Origin of the sequence: Pelotomaculum isophthalicicum JI (assembly GCF_029478095.1) — a bacterium.
GTDB lineage: Bacteria > Bacillota > Desulfotomaculia > Desulfotomaculales > Pelotomaculaceae > Pelotomaculum_D > Pelotomaculum_D isophthalicicum.
Map to the genome: position 1 here is coordinate 36,876 of NZ_JAKOAV010000004.1, position 19,039 is coordinate 55,914.

The following is a 19,039-nucleotide window of genomic DNA, read 5'->3' on the forward strand; positions in this document are numbered from 1 at the left end:
GCGGATCCCTCAAGACATTTTTTTAAGCATGTCCAGTTCGATTTCGTAAATTTCAAAACGTATTTTCTTGAATTCTCTTGCCGCTTGCGTCGCGATGAGTTTGCAAAATTCCTCAAGCACGCGCGCAGCCTCTTGAGCGCGTTTAAAATTCGCCGCGGTAAGAGATATTAAATCACCCCTGGTATTTTCACCAGGCGTCCAGGAAATTGCTCCAACATCGCCCGCCGCGTCCCTCGCCTGAATCAACTCAAGCATTCCCCCGGGCAATTCTCCAATAACGGCAGTAACCCTATGACGTGTGTCCTTTATTTTAGCCGTCATTTCCGCATCTTCAAGGATGAAGCGGGCTATCTCCTCCAGAACTCGTAAGCCTTCTCTGAGCCGGTTTAAATTAGCGTCTATCACCCGGTAGACATCCCGCATTATATTAAACCTCCGGAGAGCTAATACTAACATGGCCCCTACCCTGGTACAAGTGCTTACCCATGTTATTTATTATTTTAGTACATCTTCTTGTCTTTAAACAGTACCGTTTATTTTTTAATGAAAACCATGTAGATTCCGCTATAAAGAAATACCAATACAATGCCGGTGATCATGCTTGGCAATTGCTGTGTCACCAAAGGAATAGACGCCACAGTGAGAAACAATAAGAACAATGATAAATAAGGGAGAAAAGGGTAACCCCATAATACAAACGGCTGTTTGATTTTAGGGGAATGTCTCTTAAAGCGCAGATAGGTTAAAGTGGTAATCGTCCAGTTGAACAAGGCAATAAACCCGCTTGCGCTCGCTACGTAAATGAACACTTTATGAGGCAAAACATAAGCCAGTAAAATCGCTAACCCTAAGAATGAACTGGTTATGGTTATAGCAGGAATAGACCTGCCTTTATTGTCAATTTTTAATAGAAAATGGGGCGCTTCATTACGTGCGGCTAAAGATTGCAGCATTCTGGACACTCCGAACATGGATGTGTTCATGCAGGACAGGACGGCGATAAGGACAATAGCATTTAACAAGCTGCCGGCAAAAGTGACCCCCAGTTTTTGCAATACCGCCACCACCGGACTGGAGTCGGTGGGTACCGTTTGCCATGGCATGATTCCGGTTATCACCAGAATGGTTCCGGCATATAAAATCATGGCGGTCAGCCCGCTTGCCATTACCGCCCGCCATAAAGTTTTGCCGGGATTACGGACCTGGGTGGAAATCATACCGATAACAGCCATCCCCGCGTAGGAAAATATCACCAGCAGCATGGAAGAATAGACTCCAATCCAGCCCCCGGGTAAAAAACCGCCCCATTGAAAATAGTTGACTGTACCGGTTGCAAGAACTCCGGGCCACCACCCCTTTATAAATAACAACCCCAGAACAATGAACAGGAGCAACGCAATTACTTTGATTTGGGCAAGCAAACCTTCTACCTTGCTAAAACCTCGTATGTCCATGAAATTGAGGATTGTTATTAACAAGGAATAAATTAGGCTAAAAATCCATAAAGGCCAGGAGGGAAACCACCAGTGAGTGACCAGGGCGGCCGCCGTTACTTCGGTAGCCATGCTTAATATTCCAGAGGACCAGTACATCCACCCGGTAACAAATCCCATCATAGGACCCAGGTATTCATGAGCGTAAACGCTAAAGCCACCGCTGGAGGGTTTCGCGGCAGCCATCTCAGAAGTATATAACATGATCGGGATTACTACCAAAGCACCGGCGATATACGCCAGAACTGCTCCGGGACCGGCTATATTAATGGGGATTCCGCTGGCTACGAAAATCCCTGCGCCAATGACACCTCCTAAGGCGATCATAATAACGTTTACCAAACTTAGTTCGTTTTTATTGACATTTAACAAATAAATAACTCTGTGCATAAATATCTCCGCAAAGTTTTATTTCACGATCCCGGTATTATAACCTAGTTAGCAAGAGTGATATAAATGTAGTTTTCTTATATTATGAAACACTGAACTAGAACGCCACTTTTGGACAATATACGTCCCTGTTCAATGCCGTACAGCCTATAACACCAGAACGACATGATGGACCTGTCCGTCATCGTTCAATTCTAATGAAGGACCCTCCTTCACAGCTTGCCCGGCGAGAGGAACTTCCCGTCCATTTATGGTCAGAGTTGTTGCTCCGACCGACTTGCGCGAAGGATTTTCGACGGTAATAAAGTAGTTTGCGCTACCAAAACGGTATTCGACGGAAAACCCCGGCCACTCTTCCGGTATGCACGGGCAAATGTATAACCGTTTGCCACGGCGGCGAAGACCCAGAATCCACTCAATTCCGGCTTGATACATCCAACCGGCGGCGCCGGTGTACCATGTCCAGCCGGCGCGTCTCTTAAGCGGATCCGCCGTGTAAACGTCCGCCGCCATAACATACGGTTCGCCGGCATAATGCCGCGCTTCATTAGGCGTACTTGTGTGATTCAATGGATTTAACATCTGAAACAATTCGATAGCTTTGTCTCCTCTGCCGAGTTTGCACCAGGCAATGACGCTCCAGATGATGGCGTGGTTATATTGAGCCCCATTCTCCCTAATTCCGGGCGGATAGCCCTGTATGTAGCCGGGGTTGGGATCCGTCCGGTCAAACGGCGGGGTTAAGAGACGCGCGACTGAACTATCCCTGTCCACGAGCTCGCGGTCGAATGAGCACATGGCCTGCAGTTCCCGATCATGTGGCGCTGCTCCTGAGATGACCGACCACGACTGGGCGATGGCATCGATCCGGCATTCCTCATTGTAAATTGAACCTAACCACTGCCCGGCATCTGTGAAAGCCCGCCGGTACCACTGCCCGTCCCAAGCGTGCTCATTAAGTGACAAAGCAAGTTGTTCACGTACCTTTTTATAGTGTTCCGCCTGCTCAGCATCACCGCGCTGCCGGCACAAATCCGTAAACATATCCAGTACTTCACAAAGAAACCAGCCTAACCACACGCTCTCCCCGCGGCCTTCAGCGCCTACACGGTTCAGACTGTCATTCCAGTCACCGGTTCCAATCAGCGGCAGCCCGTGCTCGCCAAGGCGCCGCAAAACCCTGTCGATGGCACACAGACAATGTTCGAAAATGCTGCCGTTACGGTTAGAAATTTGGGCTGGCTCGTATCGCTCATGTTCACCTTCCCGCAAAGGTTCACCATGAAGAAACGGCACCATCTCGTCAAACAAACTGTTGTCCCCCGTATGCTCCGCATAGCGTCCGGCGGCATAGGGCAGCCACAGCAAATCGTCGGAGAAATTTGTGCGGATGCCGCTCCGCGTCTCCTCATGCCACCAGTGCTGAACATCGCCTTCCTCATATTGACGCGCCGCGTGCATCAAAATCTGCGCCCGTGTAAGATCGGGGCGGGTGTGCAAGAGGGCAAGCGAATCCTGCAGTTGATCGCGAAAACCATACGCGCCTCCCGCTTGGTAAAAAGCAGCTCTTGCCCACATCCTGCAGCTAAGAGTCTGGTAAATCAACCAACCGTTCAAAAGGACATCCATTTCCGGGCAGGGTGTAGAAACCGAAACCTGATTCAAAACACCATCCCAAAATTCCCGTACTTGCGCCAAAGCCTGGTCGCAGGCATGGGTCCGGCTGTATTTCTGCGCCAACTTTCTGGCATCGTCACGGGAATGTTCACATCCGAGGAGGATATAGACTGTCCGTTCAGCGCCAGGCTCTAAAATAAGCTTTGTCCGTACCGCGCCGCAAGGGTTATAAAGAGGTCCTGTCTTACCGGAAAGGCTCTCTTTGGCAAAGGCAGCGGGGCTTTCCAATGTACCGTTGCGGCCAAGAAATTCTTCGCGGTCCGCTGTCCAGGATAGATTTTCCGCTGCGGCGGAATTACACTGCGCTGCTGATTCCAGCGCGTCCGGAGTCGCCACTACAGATGAATCCGGTTGCGTATACATACCCAAAAAGGCTGTGGCATCGCGGAAAACTTCCTGATACGCGTTACGGGCTAACATGATCCGCGCCGACTTATCCCATTCCGTGATGATATAGGGAGCGTTCACTTGCCGCTGTACACCCAGCACCCATTCAGCGTAATAAGTGACGGACAGGCATCGCCGCGCTGCGCCCTTGTTCTGTAAATGCAATTTGACCACTTTGATTGGATCATTGAGCGGGACAAAAACGGTCATTTCCTGCATGATACCGTTTTTCTCCTGTTGAAAACATGTAAACCCGCGACCGTGGGTAACGGTACAACTCTGATTTGCTTGCGCGGCGGACCATGCGGCATACCAAAGTTCGCCGCTCTCTTCGTCCCGCAGATAACACACTTCGCCTGGCGGGTCAAGTACGGGATCGTTTGACCACGGAGTTAGCTTGCATTCACGGCTGTTGCGCCACCAAGTATAACCCGTGCCAAGTTCGGAGACAATGCAGCCGAACAGTGGATTAGCGATAACATTAATCCATGGCGCCGGTAGATTATTGCCGTTTTTAAGGATAATCCGATACTCCCGGCCATCCTTTGAGAATCCTCCCCAACCGTTGAAGAACATTAATTGTCGACCGTCATCCACCGGAGGATTAGAAAATATTTTTAAAGGCGTTACCGGCGTTGGAGGCGAGAAGACAGTATCCCGCCGGGGCGGTTTAATTTGCGCTCTAATACTGGGGCCGTTTGCCCGCAGCACCACCCTGGCTACGGCTAACAGCATTATCCTGTCCACATCAGGCAGCCGATTGGCATTGATTATGAAAACGCTGCCAATACCACCACCTTGCCGGTGAATGACTTGTTCCACCGCCCTCCTCAGCGCATCCTGCAAATCCTCTTGATATCCTCCGCCTGACTCGTTAAGAATAACCAAATCAAAAAGCAATCCCAGGCGGTGTAAATATTCATGCCCGTTGAGGAGTTCAATGATAAACGGAATACTAACCCGGTTCTCGATCCGTACGAGAATTACAGGCACATCTCCAGAAAGACCATACGCCCATAGACCGGACTGCCCTTTTACCATGGCGGCAATGCTCTGCTGCCGTTCTTGCCGCAACGGCGGATTATACAGCACCCGGCCCGCTAAAGTTTGGATGGTCGTCGCCTTGGGCATAGTCAAGTGCAGATGTCGAAGTTCGATTTGACTGCGATTCCATGCCATTTGAAATGTCCGTTCCACCACCAAGTCACCCGAGAAACGGCCGATGATGTCGATCGCCTCTTCCCTCGTTCCAGCCACGGCAGTGACAGCGAACAATTGTACCTTTTCACCAGGATTGACGTTTAAACACCTCCGCATGATAAACGCGGGGTCAGTTATAGAACCCAATGTGCCACGCAGGCGTGAACGTATTCCCTGCGGTTGGGAAAGTGTATGTCCGCGGCCGATAAAGCAAGACCGGTCGGTCTCATATTCCACAGGTCCGATGGTCTGGCATTCGGCCATCAGCGCGTGCGCCGCCCACAGCGATTTTTCACCTTCCTGGCGAGGCCTGCGCCAGGCCAGCAGGCAGTGAGCATCCTCCGCATATTCTGTTTTAATGAACAGTTTGCTGAAAACAGGGTGCGCGTCGTCAGCCATGGGAGGAGCCAGAGCCAATTCAAGAAACGTTGTTACTTCCATAATCCGCGCTTCAATCCCGGCATTGGTAATCGTCAACCTGCGGACTTCCGCGTTCCATTCCGGAGACACGCATATTTCCAGGCTCGTACGCACGTCTCCGTCAACGCGCATAAAGGTGGCCCGGTCAAGGGAAAATTGCACCCGTTGTTCGGAAGAAGGGATACGACAAGGCTGAAACGACGGCGACCAAACCACATCTTTGTTTACATCACGGATATAGATGTAGCTCCCCCAATCGTCCAGCACCGGATCTTCACGCCAACGGGAGACAGCCAGGCCTTCGCACCTGCAGAGTCCGCTGCCGCTGTTAGTGACTATGGTCATAAAACTCCCGTTGGAAAGTATGCACACCTCCGGAGCAGGTGTGTTCGCGTTAAGGTATTCGCGCAGCGCACCTGTCATCACCGACGGCTTGGCGTGAGGCACACGCGCGCGCGCGAACGCGGGATGTTTGATGATCTTAGGGCGTGCGGGAATTCGTTCCTGCAATAACAGTTCTGTTGACCGCACACGCTTGTCACGGTGAAAACGCTCATTTATTTTTTTCGGCGCCAGCAAGTTGGCGAGAGCTAGCAGGCTCATTCCCTGGTGGTGGGCCATAAAACTCCGGATGATTATGTTGCTATGATCCTTCGGCAGGCGCTCGGACGTAAAATCAATAGCTTCGTAAAAACCGTATTTTCCACAGGCGCCCATTTTCTTCATTTTACGCAGGTCCGCCAACCCCTGACGCCTGGCAAAAGGTAAAGCCAGGATTGTGGCGTAAGGCGCCACAACCAAATCTTGTTCGAGGCCGCGCTTAAAGCCAAGACCGGGAACACCAAACGCCCTGTATTGGTAGTTCATTTTATAATCAAAAGCGTAGTAGCCGGATTCGGAAATGCCAAAAGGAACTCCCCGCCGGTGCGCGTACTCAATTTGCCGTTTAACGACCGCCCGGTAAGTGCTGTCCCAGACGGTGTTCCAGTACGTGCGCATAAAGATCCACGGCATTAAATATTCAAACATTGTTCCGGACCATGACAGCAGCGCGATCCGCCGCCCGATCCTGGTCATTGTCCGCCCGAGCGCATGCCAGTGAGACACGGACACTTGACCGAGGGCAATGGCAATAAAACTTGATAATCTCGCTTCAGACGCCATCAAGTCATACAAGACCTGATCTGGTTCACCCAGCGCGGTTTGGTATCCTATGTTGAATAATTTATTCTTATGATCGTAAAGTGAGTGAAAATCCGTCTTATTAATCAGCGCCTCCAGGCGTGCAATCAGGTTCCACCCGCGAGCCAGCCATTTCTCCCGGACAATTTTAGGTGATGTTATGCGATGAACTGCATTTTCACCATCCAGTATAGGTGTTAACTCCTCGACGAAAGCTACATTCATTATCTCCCTTGTCTTTCCGCGCACCTGTCCGGAACCCGGCTGTTCATCCCCTTCGGTAATCGACTTGAGCCACTCCGCCAGTCCTTCTTTAACCGTCATCAAACAGCCCACGAAATTGCCGGAATCCACTGTTGACACATACAGAGGAGGCAGTGGTTCGAGTGTGACTGTGTCGTACCAGTTATAAAGATGGCCGTTCCATCTTTCCATTCGCTCAACTGTACTGATCGTGCGTTCCAATCGCTCGATTAACCCGGGTGTGTCAATGAACCCGAAATCCCTCGCCGCCAGCACGCTGGCAAGATATAGACCGGTGTTGGTAGGCGACGTGCGGTGGACAGCCCCGGTGGGCGGGTCGATTTGAATATTATCAGGCGGCAGCCAGTTATCTTCCTTAGTAACGTAATCTTCAAAAAACATCCAAATCTGTTCCGCCAACTTGCGCAATTCCGCCTCTTCAGACCCCGAAAACCGGTGCTCACGCAATCGCATGGGACGGTCCAACCAGCGGACCACGAGCGGAGCAAGCGCCCACATACCGCAAAAAACCAAACCTGTCCGCCACAGAGCCGGAATGGAACTGCTCCCCAATGCCAGCGCAAAGAGCAATATCAGCGCGTAGCCCCCGTAAATACCCGGGAGCGCATGGCGGCGGCCGCCCTTGTCGCGGCGCTCAATTTCAGCCGCGCTGACCCATTCCAGCAAATGGCGTTTTGACACTGACAGGCGGTATAAAGTTCTGATAATTGCGTCAAGCAAAAGCACACTTTGGAACGGCAATGTAATAACAGTTACAAGTATTTGTCCGGCTGTGGCCAACAAGCTTTTTGGACGCCAGAAAGTCCACCTGAGCGCCGTCAATTGACGGAACAACGGCAAAAACAATGTCGCCAGCACAAAAGCAAGCCAGCGCCCGTGAGAGCCGGGTAAAACGGTCAGGCCGAGCAGCAATGTCGCATACAGCGCCGGCGTCAGCAAACTGCGGCGCATATTGTCGATGATCTGCCAGCGAGTGAGGAGAGATAAGCCAACCGGCAAATATTTTCCCCGCCGGTCGCGGACACGGTGGAACAGCCATATGAGCAATTGCCAGTCGCCGCGCACCCAACGGTGCATTCTCTTCTGATAAGCGCTAAAAGTAGACGGATGTTCATCTATTAATTCGATGTCCGACAACAGGCCGGCCCGCAAAAATCCACCTTCCAATAAATCGTGGCTGAGCACCCGGTTTTCTGGTATGCGTTCACACAATACTTTCGCAAATGTATCAACGTCGAAAATCCCCTTCCCCGTAAAAATACCTTGTCCCAATCCATCCTGGTAAGGGTCCGAGGCGGCAAAGGAGTATGGATCAATCCCCGGATTGGAGGACCACAGATAAGCGAATCGCGAACGTAAAGCCGCTCTGTGGCTGATGCCGATACGCGGCTGCAATACGCCGTATCCTTCAATAACACGGGTCTGCTCATAATTTAAACGTGGCCGGTTATAAGGAAGATGCAAGGTGCCAATCATCCGCTGCGCGCTCCCCACCGGCAGTTGCGTATCCGCGTCGAGCGTGATGATATATCGAATCCGCTTCAGGATAGACATGTCACCGTCGACACAGTCGTAAGTCGTATCAGTACTTCCTTTAAGCAATTCTACGAACTCAACCAATTTGCCCCGCTTGCGCTCCCAACCCATCCATACCCCTTCTGACGGGTTCCACAGCCTGCGGCGCTGAAAAAGGTGAAATGTACTCCCGCCCGGCTGGGAATACATGTGATTCAATTCCTCAATGCTTGTGCGCGCGGCTGCCAGGATGTCGGCGTCCGCCGGCACTTTTTCCGCGCCCGTGTCAACAAAATCCCCCAGGAGCGCAAAGTGAATATTCGAGTCGCGATTAGCCAAGTAATGCAACTCCAGCCGCTCCGCCAATTCCCGGACTTCTTTGACGCTGGACCAGATTACCGGGATGACGACCATAGTAGCCGCTTCAGGCGGAACACCGCGCGAAAAATCATATCTCAAAAGCGGCTGCGGCCGCCTGGCGCATTCAATAAGCCAGTGCGCCGCAGTGACTACCCACTCGCTGGCTGGCAAGATCAACGCAAGCAAAATCGCCGCCCACTGGGCAAATGTTAAGCTGGCGCTGCCTTTTATCCACATGGCGAATCCAAACAGGGCAACCGCGTACAAACCTGCAAGAACGCTGAAATACACTCCAGTCGCACGGCGCAAAATACCTATTTCCGGTATATAGCGGGGTGTGCTGCACATTTTTAACGCACGGCGCAATTCCTTGATACCGTCCGGTTCGAGCAGGTAGTATGCGACAAATGCTTTGCGTGGCATTTTCTCTAAGTCTGCCGGACTGACAGCATCTTTTTCCACCTTCGCTTTTTCCGTGTGCACCTGCCCGTATTCCTTTGCCGCAAGCTCAACAGCCTGTTTCGCTACCAGACTTTCCGGCAAACGCAAGCGGCGGGCTAATTTTTCAACACGATCCCGCAAAACATCACGACTTGAAAAATCAAGTAGCGGATAGACTCCCGTACTTTCTTCGCGAAGGTCTTTTTCAACAATGGAAATTCGTTCGAACGAGTCGCGCCAGTCCCAGCGCGATATATTACGCAAACCGCTGATGAGGTTGCCTGCAGTCAATTGATAGGCGGCCTGCAATTGGTATTCGTAAGAAACAATACGATCGAGGCTATCGGGTCCGTTTTCCAGCTTGCACATCAGCCATTCACGCACTGTCGCCAAATCGTCCGCCCTCTCGCGCAAGTGCCTGACCAAGTGGACAATCAGCGGTCCGGATAATGGTATGTCCTGACCCGCCTCTTCAAGGGCAGTTTGCAGAACTTCCGGATTCAACTTTGACGATTCTATTCGTTCCAACAACTTTTCGACTAGCGTGCACACCTCTCGCCGTTCACGAACCATTTCCATGACCTCGGCAAGACGCCTGATTATAGCAATGCGCAGGATAAGCGGCAACGCCCATACCTCAGCGATGGTCAAAACCGATACTTCCTGGTAATAATTGATATATGAAACAAGCGAGTTTTCGTCCAGATTCCCATCAACCTGCTCAAGATAATCGGAACAGACAGAAAACACCCTTGTCTTGCAGGTCTTGCGCAAATGCGGCAAATCCCGTAAAAGCTTTTTGGAAAGCTGATGCCGGATGACCAGCACTTGTTCTTCGATAAATTCCGCGTGATCAAGCAGCCATTCTTCAGCGGGTTGGGAACAACTCACACAACCGTCCTTAAGAGACTGTATGAACGCGCGCAAATTATTAACGTCTGCATAAAACTCCCGCCACAATCGCTTTGATGGTCTGCGTCTCATGTAAGGATCGTGCGCTAGCGCCAGTTCATGAGCTTTCTGCTGGATCTGTTCAGTGTTTATTATCATTAGACCTCCTGAAATAATCAGAAGTTGGGAACGTGATTCAGGATGATTTACAATGCTGCATAACAGAATCGGGAACAGTTAAAATATTCCCCTTTTGGGTTCAAATTATTAATTTTGTGTATAAAAAAAAGAGCCCCCCAAAAACGCCGTTGGCTCCTTGAATAACAACCAGGGATAAATAAATACTCCAGAAGCAAGAATCATTACCGCTTCTGGAGCATTCTACTTAGTAAGTTCTAAAGTTTTATTTTACCGTTTATTGTTACTTCCCTCTTTCCAATATATTTCTCACGAAGTTTCGGCTTGTCAATTTTCCCTGTCGGGTTTCGCAAAACCACATCAAAGACAATTCTTTCAGGCCACTTAAATTTAGCCAAGCCAGCGTTCTTGCAATGTTCTATAACCTCTCCCTCGGTCATGGTTTCTCCATCTTTTAGGGTTACGATAGCCATAGCGATTTCCACCAACCGTTCATGCGGGTAACCAATAATCGCCACATCCTGAATTTTTGGGTGACTAAACAACACCGCTTCAATTTCTACCGGAAAAATATTCTCGCCACCCCTGATGATAAGGTCTTTCTTCCTGTCGACAATGTAAAAATAGCCTTCCTCATCAATCTTTACCAAATCGCCGGTATAGAGCCAACCGTCTTTAATAGTTTTTGCAGTCATCTCGGGGTTGGAGTAATACTCCTTCATTATTCTGGACCCTTTTAAGATTAGCTCTCCTACTCCGCCGGCTGGAACATCATTTCCATTATCGTCAACCGCGCGGGCTTCCATATAAAAAGTGGGTTTTCCAATCGAGCCCGGTTTTCTCAAAACGTCTTCGTCGTATAAATTAATGCTCCCGCCTCCACCGCCTTCAGTAATGCCATAAATATTGCCTGTTTTGAATGGGAATATCCTTTTTATATCCTGCAGCAAAGAAGGAGGAACCGGTTGCGCGCCAATTACCAAAGAACCGGTAAAGTGCGAAAAATCGTACTCTTTAATATTGATTTCACCTTTTTTTATCGCATTTACCGCGTCTGACATGGTTGGTACCGTGATCCAACTGTTATTAACCTTTTCTTCCACTATACAATCGAGCAGCCATTTCGGTTGCAATCCATTCAAAATAACAATTTTACCGCCAGCGAGGTAGCATGGAAAGGAAAGAAAGAAACTGCCGCTATGATAAAAAGGCTGGGGCGCCAGATATACTGTTTCTTTGCCTTCATCATAAGTTAGGGCATTGCCGACACCTATTTCGTACAAAGTTTTGTGAGACTGGCAAACAGGTTTTGGCGGTCCGGTCGTTCCAGAGGTAAACATCAACTCCGCCGGGTCATCGTCATCTACATCAACAAGAATATCCTCAACACTGGCGTTTTGAATAATACTTTCGTATGCGATCATACCGCCGGGAATTTGCTCGCCAATACAGATATAATGTTTTATGGTTTTCATTTCTTCCTGTATCGGTTGAACCTTCGATAGAAAACCGTCGCTCAGAATAAAAGCAACCGGTCCACAAGCCTTGGCCGCATGCATGATATCCTGACTGGCAAAGCGAAAACTAAGGGGAACAGCAGTGGCGCCTACTCTCAAAATAGCGTGAAACGTGACATACCACTCTATGCTGTTCATTTGCAGGTGAAGAACGAAATCACCTTTTTTTACGCCTAAATTATGCTTCAGATAATTGGCCACTTTATTTGTTTGTTCGTTAAATTCCTTCCAGGTGAGGACTCTCCTCTCGCTTCGCTCTGGATTACGTTCAATAAGAAAATCCTGGCCAGGATATTTTTTGGCATTAATCATGCCGAAATATGCAAAGTTCATTTTTCCACCCCGGTTATTTTGATATATGTTCATGATGTTAATTAATTGCCCGCAATGCTTAATTTGCCATTTCCACCCCGTTCATTTGATTTATGGTCATAATTAACAGCAAATTAGTCAATTAGCTATTTGAAAATAAAAAAGCCCCTCGCCCTATAGGGACGAGAAGCTTAATACTTTCGTGTACCACCCTGGTTGGCCTACAAACAACATAGTACCCTTAATCAAGAGTACGGGAATTAATCCGATACCCCCTCCCTTGTAACGTTGGGATTACGTCCTAACCTACTGGCCGTGCGAAACGGTTTCAGCCGGCGTCTCCAGAGAGAACTTCGGCGGGCCTTTTCCTAAGAGCGCTTTCAGTCAACGACACTCTCTCCCTGAAGGAACTTAACCAGCTTACTTTTCTCCTTCATTGACTTTTACAATACATACTTAAATGTAATATAGCACCTTTCATTTCCAAACGCAAGACTTTTTTAACTAATTACACTAACCATTTAGCCCATAGAGCAAGGATTTTATCACTTTGACCTTATGGTTAAATTTATTTTAGTAAAACGAGTTGACAAAAAAAAGAAAGCATGTAATAATTCCATATTTAAGAGGTTATTCTGAACAATATTTTAAGGAACCAAAGCATACATGCCCCCCCTAAATATCGGACGGCAAGGAGGCTTGGGTATTTTGGCCAAAAGAAGAGCTAGAAGAAAACTAAATCGCCGCCGCTTTTTTCTCCTCGTAATTTGTCTCGCCATATTATGCGTGGGTTGCGTTGGATGCGGGTTGGTATATTCAAGTATCAGGGACGTGCCGAAGCTAAGTCCGTCATCTCTGGAATCAGCGGCATCCACCATGGTTTACGATGAAGACGGGAAGCTGATTACTCAGATTGGAATAAAAAACAGTGTTCCCATAGAGTTAAAAGATGTCCCAGACAACGTTAAGAACGCTTTTTTAGCTGTTGAAGACCCGCGGTTTTACCAGCACCACGGGGTCGACTTGCGCGGAATTGCACGTGCTGCTTGGTCCGACATAAGCTCCGGCTCAATTCGTGAAGGTGGCAGCACAATTACCCAGCAACTTGTTAAAGTATCATTCCTGAGCAACGAAAGAACTTTTAAAAGAAAGATCCAAGAGCTTATTTTAGCTTTGCAGGTTGAACGGCAATATACAAAAGATGAAATACTAGAGATGTACCTAAATAATATTTACCTAGGCGAAGGCGCTTACGGAATTCAAGCGGCGGCTCAAACTTACTTTGGCAAAGACATAAAACACGGTTTAAACCTGGAAGAGGCAGCCTTACTTGGCGGCCTGCCCCAAGCTCCCAGCGCCTACTCTCCCTACCTGGATCCCCAGGCTGCGCTGTCCAGGCGGAATACTGTGCTGGACGCAATGGCCAAGAATAACTACATTAGTGAAAGCGAAGCTGAAAAAGCCAAGGCAAAAGAGCTGAAAATTGAAACCAAGGAACCGGCTGAAAGACAATACCCTTATCCTTATTTTCTTGACTATATTACGGACAAACTGATTGAAAAATACGGGGAGACCGAAGTATTCAAAGGAGGTCTTAGAGTCTACACTTCTCTGGATCAAAATATCCAGCAAATTGCCGAAGCGGCAATGTCAAGAAACAGCAATTTCCCGTCTTCCAGGACCGACGCGAATAATGTGCTGCAACCCCAGGGCGCGGTAGTGCTGCTGGATCCCCATACAGGCCAGATAAAAGCGATGGTGGGAGGACGCGAGCACACCCAAATGAGGCAGTGGAACAGGGTCAGCCAAACCACCCGGCAACCAGGTTCCGCTTTCAAACCTATCGCCGCTTACGGGCCGGCAATTGAATATGAAGGTATGGGACCGGCATCGGTGGTTGACGATATTCCTGTCAATTACGGTTCGTACGAACCACGAAATGTTGACGGTAGATACCGTGGTCTGATAACTTTACGCACAGCGCTGACACACTCTGTTAATGTCGTCGCGGTAAAATTACTGATGGATAAAGTTGGTATTAGCGACGCGATCAAATTCGCTTCCGGATTGGGAATACAGCTAGACCCCCAAAAACACGGCGCCAGCATGGCGTTAGGGGGTTTATACAACGGGGTAACCCCCCTGCAAATGGCAAGCGCATACGGGGCATTTGCAAATCAAGGAATTTACATTGAGCCGACTGCCATTACCAGGGTTGAAAAAGCAGACGGCGTCATCCTGGAACAAAGTGTTCCTAAGCAGCGCCAGGCCATGAAGGCCACCACAGCTTACCTTATTACCGATATGCTTAAATCCGTGGTACAAAACGGAACCGGAACAGGCGCCCAGATAGGGCGGCCGGCAGCTGGGAAAACCGGTACAACTGACGACGGCAAAGATATTTGGTTTGTTGGATATACCCCTGAGCTTGTAGCGGCAGTATGGATCGGTTACGACAACCCGACTGCCATGCCGCAGGCTTTTGGCAGCACCTATCCGGCAGGGATCTGGCGGGAAATTATGAGCAAAGCCCTAAGCAACGTCACTGTGAAAGAATTCCCCCGTCCAACCGGGCTGGTTACAGCCACTGTGGATGGCAAATCGGGACTTCTGCCAGGTCCGAATACCCCTGGTGACAGCCTTGTCACTGATCTTTTTACGGAAGGGACAGTCCCGTCAGAGAGCGATAACATTCACGTATTTGTTGAAGTATGTGCAACCAGCGGGCAGCTTCCAACAGAAAGATGTCCAGACCGGGTTATTAAACCTTTAATTAAGCTCCCGTATTCTGTCCCCTCCTCTGTTGAAGATTATAACTTACGTGTACCTACACAGCCTTGTACCGTGCATGAACCTGGCGCCTCTGCCAGTACAAGCGGTGGTAGTAAACCATTAAACCCGGCAATACCCGGTGAAGTAAAATCACAACCGGGAAAACAAAACAGCCAGACTGCACGTCCCGATCGTGGTAATAATTGACCTTATCGTTATGAAAGGAGCACTAATATGTTTCCAGACCGTTACATTTACCCCGCTATTTTTAGCTACAAAGATGACAGTATATCGATTGAATTTCCGGATCTGCCTGGCTGTTTACTTAGTGCTGAAACAAACGAAGAAGCATTTAGAAATGCAAAAGAAGCTCTTGGCCTCTACTTATTGGATATGGAAAATGACGGTGAGCGAATTCCCGAGCCAACGGTCATAAACAATTTAAACTTGGAGCCAAACCAAATGGCAGTGCCTGTTGAGGTTTGGATGCCTGCTTACCGTGAAGATATTGACAATAAAGCAGTAAAGAAAACCGTAATACTACCTAAATGGCTAAACGACATGGCTGAAAATGAAAAAATTAATTTATCTCATCTTCTTCAATCCGCGTTAAAAAATCATTTCGGTATTAGTGATTATAAAAAGCAGCCCTAAACGGACTGCTTTTTGCTACAAAATCATGGACTAATGTTGTTCTCCATTAACGGCTCAATAAGTCTTGAGCGATTTTTTCTATCTCATTTATCTTGTCCTCGTATATCTTTTTCCTTTCGCTGGCAAATTCCTCGTATGTTTTTCCGTCCGCTCTCTTTAGCTGGATCGGGTAAGTCCACTTTTCGCAGACCGGGCAACACCAGGAATTTTCAATCCACCAGTGCATTACCGTATTGCCACAATTCGAACAAGTCATAACTCTATCTTCCCTTGGAATAGCGAGACACTCGTCCCTGTTCTTTAAACGCTCCGGATCTTCTTCCATCTCTTTGTTGAGGAGAGCGATACAGTCATCTTTCCACTTGATAATGTTTTGTTTGTCGGCTTCCGTTATAGTATCCCCGGTTTTGGGTATTTCAGGCAGGTTAAAATCAACCTGGGAATCAGCAGGCTTCTCTTGCGGTTTCTGTTGCTGCGCTTGCTGTATGGCCACGTCAATACCGTTTTTAAGGATCTCTTTCATTTGTTTCAAACCTAAAGCTTCATCTAAACTATCCGTCTGATAGGGGTTGGTATACCCCTTAAATGTTACAATACCGCGAGTAGACAACTGATCTAACACTTTATCTAATTCGTAACCCTTATTTATGCCTAAAATAGTCGCCCACATATATTCTTTTTTATATGCCAGACCTTCACCTGAGTTTTCGCCATTTATATAGCTATTGTCAAAAAACCACACCTTCCTTAAAACATTCTGGTTGGTGTGCGCAAATTCGTGCAGTAAAACTAATTCCTGCTCTGCCTGATAATCTGCCTGACTTGACGAACGGGTCATTTTCCAGAAATCCGGGTGGAGGTTGATTGTGTCATTGTCCAATAGTCCTACGGAGGCTGAAGCGCTATCCGCGCCAGTTATGCTGCTAAGAGGATCGTTCTCGGGACAATAATTCATAAATTTTTTATTTTCCAGGGCGTTAACCTCCCCAAGAAGCTGAGACGCGAACCTGTCAAACCCTTTATTAGGATACAAAGTATTAAGCGTGTTCAATTTTTCAGCTTTATTCTTAAGATCCGAAATAAGTTGACGTACGTAAGCAGACTCTTCACTTGTCAGCTCCTTGTAAATAGGATTCGCATTTTCGGCAGGGTCAGGATCGGGCAACTCAACAAAACCGTCAAAAGTTACCTTCGCTCCAGGTATGCCAACATCCGGCGCGACAGCAGCCGCATAACCGGCATTTAAAGAAAAAGCTAAAATAACGCTCATGAAAAAACTGCTTATTATTATAAATATAAGTGTAAGCTTCTTCATATCTTTACCTCCCCACCAGATTATCAATTTTGCCATTTTTAAAAATTAAGTGAACAGCAATAGCTCTACCATTAGTAAATTTTAGAACACCAATTGTTTCTACAATTCCCCCCCCTTTATCGACGCGAGCTTTGGATACAATTTGGCCTTCTCCATTAATAGTAATAAAACCACGAAATTCTGTAAGTTCTGTTATACCGGTATTGTTCTTGAAATCATCAGTTGTCATTTCAAGCGCTTTGCTGAAATCACCACTGATAAGACTTTGCAAAAAGATATATGATTTTTGAAAATACTCATCGACATTACTGCTGTTGTTCACCGGTGAAATAACTATAGCTGTCTGAGTCTGGTCATCCCATAAAACTTGCCCGCCAAAAGATTCACTAATAAAACGCAGTGGAACCATTGTCCGGTTGTTTATAAGTTTAGCAGGCACATCCAAAACAACAGGTGTGCCATTTTTATAAGCACCTCCGCCGATAACAAGCTTAATTTCTGTGCCGGGTTTCACCGCAGTCACGGTTTGGGTAACTTCATCCCAGTCGACACGGGCATCAAGCGCTTCAAAGATGACTCGCACCGGTACAAGGGTCCGGTCGTTTTCAATTACCGGCTGTACATCAAAGGTTAACTTTTTCCCGTTCACCACAACACTAATAAAATTATTTGTATTCGGCTGTTCTATATTTCCGTTGTTTATATTTTGGATATTGTTGTTCTGATAAGGTTCAAGATTTTCAGTTGTATCAGAAACGTTTTCCATGGACGTTATTTTAAGATTGCGAATTTCAATGACCTGGGGCACACCATCGTCGTACAGGCGGGCACCGAAACTAAAATGTCTCTTGCCACCTGGCTCAAAGGCCTGTGCCAAATTGCCTGTCAAGACACCACAATCCGGAGAATCATAAAATACTTTACCATCTTTAACTGTTATCACATGCCTGGCAAATTCCCGCTGGTTCAACCCCGAGAAAACCGCATCTGGATAGTCCTGATTATTGCCTCCCAGGTATAACACAAGTCCACTAGTGCCTGAATTTTCCCAACGGTAACATGCCTGTGCCCCAATTAAACCAGGGCCGTTAATAACACCCGTTGCACCTACACGGTTACCTGCGTCCGGCGCCCAGAACGCCGTAGGTCCTACGTACCCTTTGTTGGTATTTGCTCTCGCACGAATTTCAAATTCAACTTTCGTGTTGTTTACCGGAAATTCTTCGGTGGTCTGTATAAAGTCTTCAATGTAACTGTTGTGTCCCATGGCTTCGAAATAAAGAGTATTACCCCTGATACACCATTGTGTGTCTCCAGCCCGGGGAAGCGCGCCTCCCTGTTGAACCCCCTGCACGGTATATTCTTGCCATTGAGGTCCGGGTGATGGTGAGTCTTCCCTCTGAAAGCTATCCTGGAACAGGACTGTTTCAGCCATAACTGGATTAACATTGCCAGTTAAAATAATGAAAGCCGTTAAAACAATTCCCAGTAGTAATGTTCTTTTTCTAACAGCAACGCCCTTAAACATTTTTCCAACCTCCCCGCATTGTAATCAGAATGCAATGAAAAACTATCCTCCTTTGGAATATCTCATCATCTTGATAACATAACACTCAGATATATAAACGTAAATCACCCGATCAGGTGATTTGCGTAAACTTTCAGACACCATTGTTTATATAAACTTACAGCCAATTTTAGGCACTCATAGTAATATGCATTTTGCTAAAAATAATTGTTGAACGTAAATCTAAATAAAGGAGGTGTGGATATTGCATTACCACGACTGGTCAGACGTTTCACGCGGCGTTCATGTTAAATCGCTTACACCGGACGGTAGCGATGTTACAATTATCTACAACGGGCTTCTAAATAAAAGTGGGGCTAGTGAAGTTTATCTACACGCGGGTTTTGGTGATCCGATGCATTGGAGAATCGTTGACGATTACCGGATGCAGCGTACAGCGGAAGGCTGGAAGAAAACGCTTAACATGGAGGACAGGCAGCTTACTTTCTGCTTCCGCGATAGCGCAAATAACTGGGACAACAATAATGGCTATAACTGGTCCTATAATATCGGTTAAAAAGAAACCGGGGTTAACCCGGTTTCT

The 19,039-nt window shown here is 47.7% G+C and carries 9 protein-coding genes; 3 read left to right on the top strand and 6 right to left on the bottom strand.

The genetic code is table 11. From position 1 onward, the window contains the following. Positions 1–9: 9 nt before the first annotated feature. The 4 genes from L7E55_RS03330 to L7E55_RS03345 all read right to left on the bottom strand — a co-directional run bounded on the left by L7E55_RS03330 (position 10) and on the right by L7E55_RS03345 (position 12,208). Positions 10–423, bottom strand: coding sequence for a hypothetical protein (locus L7E55_RS03330; RefSeq protein WP_277442637.1), 414 nt, complete (start codon positions 421–423; stop codon positions 10–12). Positions 424–533: 110 nt separating this feature from the next. Further along, positions 534–1,883, bottom strand: a complete 1,350-nt coding sequence (locus tag L7E55_RS03335) for an amino acid permease (RefSeq protein WP_277442638.1) — start codon at positions 1,881–1,883, stop codon at positions 534–536. Positions 1,884–2,030: 147 nt separating this feature from the next. Further along, a complete protein-coding gene (locus tag L7E55_RS03340; RefSeq protein ID WP_277442639.1) occupies positions 2,031–10,379 on the bottom strand; it encodes a glycoside hydrolase family 94 protein in 8,349 nt (2,782 codons plus the stop codon). Positions 10,380–10,615: 236 nt separating this feature from the next. Then, positions 10,616–12,208, bottom strand: coding sequence for a class I adenylate-forming enzyme family protein (locus tag L7E55_RS03345; RefSeq protein ID WP_277442640.1), 1,593 nt, complete (start codon positions 12,206–12,208; stop codon positions 10,616–10,618). A 687-nt stretch (positions 12,209–12,895) separates the two neighbouring features. On the opposite strand from L7E55_RS03345, the gene L7E55_RS03350 reads away from it, so the two are divergent. After that, positions 12,896–15,166: a transglycosylase domain-containing protein gene (locus L7E55_RS03350; protein WP_277442641.1), complete on the top strand. Its 2,271-nt coding sequence runs from the start codon at positions 12,896–12,898 to the stop codon at positions 15,164–15,166. Between the two features lie 27 nt (positions 15,167–15,193). After that, on the top strand, positions 15,194–15,613 hold the full coding sequence (locus L7E55_RS03355) for a type II toxin-antitoxin system HicB family antitoxin (RefSeq protein WP_277442642.1): 420 nt from the start codon (positions 15,194–15,196) through the stop codon (positions 15,611–15,613). Between the two features lie 46 nt (positions 15,614–15,659). Here the strand turns inward: L7E55_RS03355 and L7E55_RS03360 are convergent, their stop codons facing one another. Together L7E55_RS03360 and L7E55_RS03365 are read right to left on the bottom strand one after the other, a co-directional pair. Beyond that, complete coding sequence (locus L7E55_RS03360; RefSeq protein ID WP_277442643.1) at positions 15,660–16,928, bottom strand: hypothetical protein; 1,269 nt, start codon at positions 16,926–16,928, stop codon at positions 15,660–15,662. Between the two features lie 4 nt (positions 16,929–16,932). Next, positions 16,933–18,195 carry a copper amine oxidase N-terminal domain-containing protein gene (locus L7E55_RS03365; protein WP_277442644.1) on the bottom strand — a complete coding sequence of 421 codons (1,263 nt, stop codon included), beginning with the start codon at positions 18,193–18,195 and terminating at the stop codon, positions 16,933–16,935. Positions 18,196–18,700: 505 nt separating this feature from the next. Here L7E55_RS03365 and L7E55_RS03370 point away from each other — a divergent pair. Further along, complete coding sequence (locus tag L7E55_RS03370) at positions 18,701–19,012, top strand: carbohydrate-binding protein (protein ID WP_277442645.1); 312 nt, start codon at positions 18,701–18,703, stop codon at positions 19,010–19,012. The last annotated feature ends 27 nt before the right edge of the window (positions 19,013–19,039 follow it).

What these genes read in the sequence shown, in the direction of transcription:
- L7E55_RS03360 (WP_277442643.1), bottom strand. Translation starts at nt 16,928, where the DNA reads ATGAAGAAGCTTACACTTATATTTATAATAATAAGCAGTTTTTTCATG.
- L7E55_RS03355 (WP_277442642.1), top strand. Translation starts at nt 15,194, where the DNA reads ATGTTTCCAGACCGTTACATTTACCCCGCTATTTTTAGCTACAAAGAT.
- L7E55_RS03365 (WP_277442644.1), bottom strand. Translation starts at nt 18,195, where the DNA reads ATGGGACACAACAGTTACATTGAAGACTTTATACAGACCACCGAAGAA.
- L7E55_RS03345 (WP_277442640.1), bottom strand. Translation starts at nt 12,208, where the DNA reads ATGAACTTTGCATATTTCGGCATGATTAATGCCAAAAAATATCCTGGC.
- L7E55_RS03335 (WP_277442638.1), bottom strand. Translation starts at nt 1,883, where the DNA reads ATGCACAGAGTTATTTATTTGTTAAATGTCAATAAAAACGAACTAAGT.
- L7E55_RS03330 (WP_277442637.1), bottom strand. Translation starts at nt 423, where the DNA reads ATGCGGGATGTCTACCGGGTGATAGACGCTAATTTAAACCGGCTCAGA.
- L7E55_RS03340 (WP_277442639.1), bottom strand. Translation starts at nt 10,379, where the DNA reads ATGATAATAAACACTGAACAGATCCAGCAGAAAGCTCATGAACTGGCG.